The organism is Pelagicoccus mobilis (assembly GCF_016595505.1).
GTDB classification, from domain to species: Bacteria; Verrucomicrobiota; Verrucomicrobiia; order Opitutales; family Opitutaceae; genus Pelagicoccus; species Pelagicoccus mobilis.
Genome location: NZ_JAENIL010000112.1, coordinates 1 through 5496, shown reverse-complemented (window position 1 = coordinate 5496; position 5496 = coordinate 1). Strand labels below are relative to the sequence as shown.

The following is a 5496-nucleotide window of genomic DNA, read 5'->3' as shown; positions in this document are numbered from 1 at the left end:
ATTGCCGCTACGAAAAGCGCAAAAGACGCAACACTTTGGAGCGATGGGACAGACTCGTCACCCAGATGGAGAACTTAAGTTGACGCCAATGCGCATTGCAGGAGTCCAAGCTGAAGGGAATTGCGGCATGCCGCAAGCGGCAGCCCTACGCATTATGAATCCACTGCTGAGGAGACGAACCCAATTAAAGAGATCGACTATAAGCTACAGACAGGAAGCATAGACGAAATAAACACCGACATGGATCAACCAACACCCACCAAGGTTTTACGGCACGTTGTGCTCTTCAAGTTTTCCGATGGCGTCACGCCGGAAGATGTGCGCGAAATCGAAAGCGCGTTCATCGCCCTGCCGGGCAAGATTCCGCAGATCCTAGATTTTGAATGGGGAACTGACGTGAGCGTCGAAGGAAAGGCAGATGGTTTCACTCACTGTTTCTTTGTGTCGTTCGCAAGCGATGAGGATAGGGCGGTTTACCTGCCTCATCCGGAGCATAAGAAATTTGGGCAGATCCTCCGTAAGAACGATCGCCTCGATAAGGTGCTGGTATTCGACTATTGGGCTTGTTCCTAAATGGATCGACTGGCTGGCCAATCCTTCTGGTGCTTACGGGTAGCGATCGACTAAATTGACTTCTCGTTACTTTCGCCGGTATTGCCCGGCGTGACCTTAGGGTTGCTTTGGATTGGGGGATTCCTTTTCTTCTTCTTCGGAATTCCAACCAACTCGTATGCCAGAGGATCCATCTACCACAGAAGAAGAGAATCCGAAAGAAGCGAAGAGAGAGAATAGCTCTTCTTCGTTTTGGATGGAACTGAAGCGTCGAAAGGTAACGCGAGTCGCAGTTACCTACGCTATTGTAGCGTGGTTGGTGATACAAATCGCGGTGGCGACCTTCCCGAGTTTGTACATTCCGCAGTGGGCGTTGACCCTGGTGATCATGTGCGTGCTCCTGGGCTTCCCAGTCGCTTTGATTCTTGCTTGGGCCTTCGAGTTGACACCGGATGGCATCAAGGTCACCAAGGCTGCTAGGAGCGATAGTGGAGCGGATGTCGCTGTCGCTCCGCAAGGGAAGCGGAAATGGGCGCCGATTGTATTCGCAGCCTTGTTACCGAGTTTGATTTTCGGAACCTTGGCCGTTTTCTTCTATTTGAAGAGCGGTGCAGACTCAGAAACCTCGGTCGCCGCCGATCGCCCTTATCGCATTGGGAGCGTGGCCGTCCTGCCTTTTACGCTCTTGTCAAAGGACGACTCCATGCAGGTTACTGCCGACGGTTTACAGGAGGAGATGTTGACGACCTTGAGTGAGTTCGGGGCTATAGACGTGGCCTCTCGTTCGTCGACCTTTCAGTATCGGGAGGAGCGTCCTTCCATGCCTGAAATAGGGCAGGTGTTAGGGAGTGACTACATCATTGAGGGAAGTCTGCAACTAGCGGGCACGAAGCTCAGGGCGACTCTGCAGCTCATTGAAGCCTCCACGGATACACACGTCTGGGCAGAGACCTTTGATCGAGACGTAGCGGAGTTGGATAAGCCTTTGCGCTTTCAGAAGGAGTTCTCGTTCGAACTTGCGATAGAGTCCTATCTGCAAATGGAGTCTCTTAGGTCGCCAAACCCTGATAGCGTAGGACGCATGGAGGAAATGATCGCGACCTTGATGGCCAAGGTTGACGATGTCGGAACGCAGATGGAGGTCAGCAAGGATTACCGGGGCCTGGATACGCAGATCGAATTGCTCGAACGCATCTTACGCTTGGATCCCGATAACTTGGATGCCTACCGGACGCTATTGTGGAAAATCGGTAACAAAAGCTATCGGAAGCTCGTGAGCTTCTATGACGCAGCGTGGAATGAGGACTACTACTTGCATATCCGGCGTGCAGAGACGATCGGTTCGGATGACTCAGGAATTCTCACTCACTTGGGAAACTACTACCGAAGCCACTCCAACCAGCCCGTGCTAGCGGCAGCAGCCTATAAGCGGAGTATCGAAAAGGACAGGGCTGAGGGATTGGATATCCATCCCACTCGGCTCAAGCGCCTAGCCCACTCCTACCTGTTGGCGGGACGATATAAGCGGTCTTTAGAAGTTTTAGAGGGAATGGACACGTCCGACGACGAAATTGTGTTCTACATGGGGCAGGCTCGCTTAGCGCTGGGGCGGATCGAAGAACACGTGCTCCTGTTGGATCAATTGATTCTTAAAGCAGAGAAGGGCGATCCTAGCTTTCTCGCGTACCTGAGGTTCACGCGAGCTCGAAACCTAGTGCGCATGTACGGATCAACCAAGCCTATCGAGGAGCTCATGAATGATGCCGAAGCTACGAAGTATCTGAGAGATCATTTGAAAGTCGTCGCCCACTACTTCATGGGGGACTTCGATGCCCTGCCTGGTTTGCTTGCAGAGACAGAAGGAAGCACCTCAAGATGGGGAATTACCGAAATGGGCAACGTTACAATGAAAGCGTATGCCCACTTTGTCGCCGGCAACAACGCTCTCGCCGAATCGTACTGCCGCGAGGTCTTGCAGGCACTCCAGAGTTCCGAAGAAGGGCTTTGGATGCAGGAATATCGACCCGACGTGCATGCCTCCTCCGTCGCGAACTTGTATGCATTACTTGGAGACAGAGAAAACTCGATAAAATGGGTGAATATCGCTCGGACGCATTCAAATCCGTCCCGACGCTATGCCGACTATTGCGAGTCGGTCTACTCGATGGCCGAAGGCTACGCAACTCTCGGCATGGTTTCCGAATCGTGCTCAATGCTCGACCAACTCTTTTCCAGCCCGTCGCCCTATCGCCTAGGCTTCCTGCTCATTTCGCCCAGTTTTAAGGCCTTCCATCACGAACCCGACTTCAGGGCGGTAGCTCGAAAGCACGTCGAACAATTGAAGGATCCCACAGTTCTCGACGAGCTTTTCGGAGAGTGAGTAGAGTAGTAAGGTAACCCATTGAGGGTGACCAAATGCAGCTCGGAACCATGCCAACAGTAGAGAGAAGAGGGCTACGCAGGTCTCCTTCCAGAAATTCGTTCTTGTTGTAGGGGGCGAGGTAGAACCGAAGTCGCATCTCGCAGAGTGGTCTTTGTTTTTCCGGAATCCGCTCGTTCGCAAGTTTCTCTCTGAACGGACCTATGACGCCATTTGGCCTTTTGATCATAGGATATTATCCAAATGTTTGGATAATATCCGAAAAGGGATGTTTAACGACTGGAATTAAGCGTAAATACCTAGAATGTGATTGCCTCTGATCGATTCGGTCAGGATGTTATCCACAAATCTTACAATCACTTGTTCTACAATCATGAAAATTCGAATCTACGCATTGGTATCTTCATTCCTTCTGGTCTCCGCTTGTTCGACGACGAGCCAAGTACAACAAGACGCTGACACGAAGTCAGCACGAACAGAATCATCCCAAAAAGAGGAAGAAGAGAAAGCCAAAGAAGTTATATATCGATCATTTTGGAGACCTAATCTTCCGGAAGAATTAACAGCCTTACTAAAAGAAAACCCGACTCCCTCAGACCTAAAAAAACACATAGAAGAGCAAGGCATCAAAACAGAAAACACCCTAATCGATAAAACCGAGGACTTAGTTACATACGAGTTCCTACCGCTGGGCTCAAGCGTTTTCCAAATCTCCAATAAACTTTACTATAAATCTAGTACGGGTGAGTTCTGGGTATCCATATACAATCCTTTTCTCGGAATAAGATTCTATGGACCAGGAAAAATAAATTTTGATGCAGAAGTAAACATTGGTGAACAATCCGATTAGAACAACCAATTTTTAATTGACCATAAGCAAAGACAGCTAGCTCGAAGAAAACTAATCGTAGAACCAGTCAGCCCATACAACTCCGGCATCGCTCCGCGATGACCTACGCGTAGGGCTTCGGCGTTAAAAAAAATGAACGAACGACCAACTCTTACGCTCACTCAGTTTTTTGTATTTTCGATCATGATACCGTGCAGCATTCTGTTCTTTTCCTCGTTGTCCCATCTTCTTGGCTCGAAATCGATGTCTCAAGAGTTGATTCAGGTTTCCGAAGAGATCCCCTCTGGCGAGGCCAAGAAAGAACTGCTAGCCATTTCAAAAAAAGCAGAGAGGAATAGTAGATTCTCAATGTTCATGCTCGTTGGAGCTATCGCGATAATGTCTATATTCACGATCCTAGCCTTGAAGTGGGTGAAGGAGAAAGAAAAATTCGCTAATCTTTCAAGTGGCGTCGATTCGACAAAGTTAGCAGCAGTGCTCGACCTAAGCGATCAACTCTCGAAGCATCTCAAAGAATTAGAAGAAGGAAGACAATTGTAACCATTTCATTGAGGCAACGGCCTACGGCCGCCGCCTCATGAGCACGTTGAAAGAAGATAGATGATATGGATAGCAGCATATTTGGCAGTCGGAGCCATTCTCTATTTTTGGACTGTATTCAGGTATTCAAAAGACCCCGACGACTTGCTACTTCCGATTGTTACGTTTTGGGATCCGATCACTTGGTTGCTCTGGCTTCTCTGGCCGATAACGATCTGGGACGTTAAACGGAGAGTTCACGTTCAGATTGTAAGGAAGAGAAAAGAAGAAACGATTGATCCTTCGATAGGCCGAGTCGGCAAGACTCTTACCCCAATGATTCCATCAGGAAGAATCAGACTCGACGAAAAAGATTATGAAGCAGTGTCAGATGATGGAAAGTTAGATCGCGATGAAGAAGTCGAAGTACTCACCATTTCGATGGGAACGTTGAAAGTAAGAAGATCCCAACCAGACGCTCCAGGCAACCGCGGCAAACGCCCGCCTCTTTCACAACGACCCCATGAAAACCAACCACCCCAGAAATTTAAACGATAGCTTAGGCCTTGTCGCCTGAACTCGACGTTCAGTAAATAAGTATGGAAAAATGCCCACATTGTAATGAAAATGGAATTACAGCTTTTCGAAAGTTTGTACTGGGTCCATCTAGACCAGCTACTTGCTTGTCTTGCGGAAAGAAGATCGGGATGAGTCCGAATGCGATGGCATTCTACTTTCCGTTTCTTCTCGTCGTCCCGGTAACGATGTGGATGGAGTCATTGACCTTAAAGCTTACATTATGGTCTTTGGCATTTGGGGGAATTAGCATCGTCCAAATGAAACTGCCGTTAGTTCGGGTAGAAGATGGTGAAAGTGTAGAACAAAGGAATGAAACCAAATTAGAGGAAGCGACCGACTTGAAACCAAGAGAGCCTTTCGAGTACGAAAGATACTCCGATGACGAGTTGAAGGACGTTTACAAGCACATCGACAGAGAAGCAAATTCAGAGCAATTTCAGAAGCTCGTAGCTGAAATGGAAAAAAGAGATCAGGCTGGACAAGGCGCTTGTCACAACGCGGACAAGTCCGCGTCGTGACAGCTCGGCGTGTGTGCTGGGCATGTTATGAAGCTAGCATAGTGAAAGTCTATGTATCAGGTATTCGCAGAGCCGAAGATTAGGAGAAGGGCAACTGC

7 protein-coding genes are annotated in these 5496 nt (G+C 48.8%); all 7 read left to right on the top strand.

Annotation, left to right across the window (positions count from 1 at the left end; genetic code table 11):
* On the top strand, positions 1-223 hold a 223-nt coding region (locus JIN87_RS28495; RefSeq protein ID WP_234033669.1), incomplete at its 5' end, for a hypothetical protein.
* Between the two features lie 17 nt (positions 224-240).
* Positions 241-573, top strand: coding sequence for a Dabb family protein (locus JIN87_RS27490; protein ID WP_200359863.1), 333 nt, complete (start codon positions 241-243; stop codon positions 571-573).
* A gap of 157 nt (positions 574-730) precedes the next feature.
* The gene (locus JIN87_RS27485; RefSeq protein ID WP_200359861.1) at positions 731-2932 is read left to right on the top strand and encodes a tetratricopeptide repeat protein; all 2202 of its coding nucleotides are present in this window, start codon (positions 731-733) and stop codon (positions 2930-2932) included.
* Positions 2933-3305: 373 nt separating this feature from the next.
* The gene (locus tag JIN87_RS27480; RefSeq protein ID WP_200359859.1) at positions 3306-3782 is read left to right on the top strand and encodes a hypothetical protein; all 477 of its coding nucleotides are present in this window, start codon (positions 3306-3308) and stop codon (positions 3780-3782) included.
* A 243-nt stretch (positions 3783-4025) separates the two neighbouring features.
* A complete protein-coding gene (locus tag JIN87_RS27475) occupies positions 4026-4322 on the top strand; it encodes a hypothetical protein (protein WP_200359857.1) in 297 nt (98 codons plus the stop codon).
* 60 nt (positions 4323-4382) lie between these two features.
* Entirely contained in the window at positions 4383-4859 is a 477-nt protein-coding gene (locus JIN87_RS27470; RefSeq protein ID WP_200359855.1) for an NfeD family protein, read from the top strand.
* A 278-nt stretch (positions 4860-5137) separates the two neighbouring features.
* Entirely contained in the window at positions 5138-5398 is a 261-nt protein-coding gene (locus JIN87_RS27465) for a hypothetical protein (protein ID WP_200359853.1), read from the top strand.
* The last annotated feature ends 98 nt before the right edge of the window (positions 5399-5496 follow it).